This window comes from Ferrovibrio sp., from assembly GCF_029255545.1.
In the GTDB taxonomy this organism is placed as follows: Bacteria; Pseudomonadota; Alphaproteobacteria; order Ferrovibrionales; family Ferrovibrionaceae; genus Ferrovibrio.
Genome location: NZ_JANLJJ010000094.1, coordinates 117970 through 120906, shown reverse-complemented (window position 1 = coordinate 120906; position 2937 = coordinate 117970). Strand labels below are relative to the sequence as shown.

3 protein-coding genes and 1 pseudogene are annotated in these 2937 nt (G+C 65.2%); all 4 read left to right on the top strand.

Annotation, left to right across the window (positions count from 1 at the left end; genetic code table 11):
- Window positions 1-267: pseudogene (locus Q1J79_RS18875) on the top strand (hypothetical protein); the annotation flags it as partial.
- 2 nt (window positions 268-269) lie between these two features.
- Window positions 270-1031, top strand: a complete 762-nt coding sequence (locus Q1J79_RS18870; protein WP_300303509.1) for an aldolase/citrate lyase family protein — start codon at window positions 270-272, stop codon at window positions 1029-1031.
- Window positions 1024-1683: a flavin reductase family protein gene (locus Q1J79_RS18865; RefSeq protein ID WP_300303506.1), complete on the top strand. Its 660-nt coding sequence runs from the start codon at window positions 1024-1026 to the stop codon at window positions 1681-1683. Before Q1J79_RS18870 ends, Q1J79_RS18865 begins: the two co-directional genes overlap by 8 nt.
- A gap of 49 nt (window positions 1684-1732) precedes the next feature.
- On the top strand, window positions 1733-2710 hold the full coding sequence (locus Q1J79_RS18860) for a DUF6282 family protein (protein ID WP_300303503.1): 978 nt from the start codon (window positions 1733-1735) through the stop codon (window positions 2708-2710).
- Window positions 2711-2937: the final 227 nt, after the last annotated feature.

The following is a 2937-nucleotide window of genomic DNA, read 5'->3' as shown; positions in this document are numbered from 1 at the left end:
CAGGGCTCGCTGGCGCTGGAGGGCGATTTCGTCCACCACATCCGCTGGCCCTGGACGCCGAACAAGCATATCTGGCGCGAGGACCAGCACGAGCTGTGCGGCAGCCCGTCGATTGCCGTCATCCCGCCGCCATCGGTGCACACCACCGAGGCCGTCGGCAAGGGCCTGAACCAGCTGGTCGACCTCTTCTGTCCGCCGCGCATGGACTTCTCGCTGAAACCGGGCTGGGTGCTGAACGCGGCCGATTACCCGATGCCCGAGGATTGAGGATGGCCGAGACGCATTCTTTCCGGCAGCGCCTGCTGGCCGGCGACAGGCTGGTCGGCACCTTCCTCAAGACTCCGACCAGCCACGGCACCGAGATCGTGGCCGGCGTCGGCTACGATTTCGTGGTGATCGACCAGGAGCATGCGCCCTTTGACCGCACCACGACCGACATCGCCCTGATGGCGGCGCGCGGCTGCAACATCCCGGCGCTGGTGCGCGTGTCGGGGCCGGACACGATCCTGTCCGTGCTCGATTGCGGCGCCACCGGCATGCTGATCCCGCATGTGGCGAGTGCCGCCTATGCGCGCGAGGTGGCGGCGATGTGCCGCTACAAGGGCCGCCGCGGCTTTGCCACCAGCACACGGGCTGGCGGCTATACGGCGGTGCCGATGTGGCAGCATATCCGCGCCTCCGACGACGCGGTGACGGTGATCGCGCAGATCGAGGATCCCGAGGCGCTCGACGAGATCGACGCCATCGCCGCCGTGGACGGGATCGATTCCCTGTTCATCGGTCGCGGCGACCTGACGGCGGCCTTCGGCGACGAGACGCCCAATCCGGCGGCGGTGCGGCAGGCAGTGGAGAAAATCGCGGCGGCGGCGCGCCGGGCGAACAAGCCGGTCAGCGTCTATGTCGGCGGGCGGCCCGATGCGGAATGGCTGCAGGGGCAGGGGGCAACCACGTTCATCTTCAACTCGGACCAGGGCTTCCTGCGCCAGGCGGCGATGAAGGGCCTGGCCGAGATGCGCGACCTGCTTGGCTGAACCGATGCTGGAAATCCGCCCCGCCGATCTCCAGGGCGATGCCGCCTACAAGTTGCTCTGCGGCATCGTCGTGCCGCGGCCGATCGCCTGGATCAGCACCAGGTCGGCGGCCGGGATCTCGAACCTGGCGCCGTTCAGCTGCTTCACCTTCGTCTCGCATACGCCGCCCATGCTGGGGGTCAGCATCGGCCGCCGACCCGGCAGCTTCAAGGACACGGCGCGCAACATCCACGAGACGCAGGAATTCGTGGTCCATATCGGCGACGAAACCCTGCTTGAGCCCCTGCATCGTTCCGGCGGGGAGTTCCCGCCCGAGGTCAGCGAGGCCGAACAGCTTGGGCTTGAACTCGCGCCCAGCAAACTGGTGGTGCCGCTGCGCGTGACACGCGCGCCGGTCGCCATGGAATGCCGGCTGCACAAGGTGGTCGATTTCGGCAACAACCAGTTCTTCGTCGGCGAAATCCACCTCTTCCATATCCGAGAAGATCTCGCGGTCGGTAACAAGGTCGATTCCGGTCGGCTGCGTCCGCTCGCGCGGCTTGGCGGCCCGAATTACTCCACCCTGGGCGAGATCATCGGCATGACACCCCAGGCCGCACAATCACAGGCCGCACAGCCAGGCCCGCGCAAAGGCGTCGTCAGCCGGGGCTAGGGCGCAGCGGATATCACCACGTCGAATAGCAACACCAGGAGACATGACGATGAGCGGCGATCCCATTCTGACCTTTTCCAAGACCGTCGAGACCTATGCCGACGTGCCGGAATCGGTCATCGACGACATGCTGCGCGGTGCCGTGGACCTGCATTGCCACAGCGGCCCGTCGGTGATGCCGCGTTCGCTCAACCACCTGCAGGCCATCCTCGAAGCCCAGGATGCCGGCATGCACGCGGTGCTGTTCAAGGACCATTACTACTCCGTGACGCCGGTGGCGAAGTATATCGAAGAGACCGTGCCCGACCTGCGGCTGAACCTGCTGACCGGCGTGGCGCTCAACAATACCGTGGGTGGACTGAACCCCTATGCGGTCGACCATATGCTGAAGCTCGGCGGGCATATCGTGTGGATGCCGACCTTCAGCGCCGCAAACCATCTGCGTCATGGGCACCGCCATGTCATCCTGCCGACCAAGGAGAGGATGCTGACGCCGACCGGCCTGTCGGTCGTCACCGACAAGGGCGATCTGAAGGAGGAGGTCAAGCCGATCCTCGACCTGATCGCCGAGGCGGATTGTGTGCTGTCGGCGGGCCATCTGCATATCAGCGAAATCTGGCCGCTGTTTGACGAGGCGAAGAAGCGCGGCGTGAAGCGCCTGCTGGTCAATCATCCGACCTTCGTGGTGGATGCCAACCTGCGCGACATCAAGGAACTCTCCGATATGGGTGCCTATATCGAGCACTCGTTCTGCATGTTCATCAACGAAACCTACAACAAAAAGTTTACCGGCGCGCAGCTCAAGGAACTGATCGCCGCGGCCGGCGTCGAGCGCACGATCCTGGGTTCGGATCTCGGCCAGGCCAAGAACCCGCATCCGGTGGCGGGTTTCCGCGCAGTCATCCGGCTCTGTCTGGGCCTCGGTTACGGCGAGGCGGATATCCGCAAGATGATCGGTTCGAATGCCTGCCGGCTGATGGGACTGCCGGAGCCGCAATTGGCCGTGCCGGCCGCCGCCGCGAGCTGACAGTCGCGGCAGGCTGACCCGCGGGGGATTTCACCAGGCGGAACGCACCGGCATGCAAATTGACGGCCGCTGCGGTGGCCTAGAGTATCGATGCCAATAACGCTTCAGGGAGGAAGTGCAATGAAAAAGCTAGCCGGTATGGCATTCGCGGCGGCGTGCCTGGGTTCGGGCCTGGCCATGGCGGCCGACGTCAGCCTGCCCAAGACGCTTGTCTGGACCAGCTTCGA

What these genes read in the sequence shown, in the direction of transcription:
- Q1J79_RS18870 (WP_300303509.1), top strand. Translation starts at nt 270, where the DNA reads ATGGCCGAGACGCATTCTTTCCGGCAGCGCCTGCTGGCCGGCGACAGG.
- Q1J79_RS18860 (WP_300303503.1), top strand. Translation starts at nt 1,733, where the DNA reads ATGAGCGGCGATCCCATTCTGACCTTTTCCAAGACCGTCGAGACCTAT.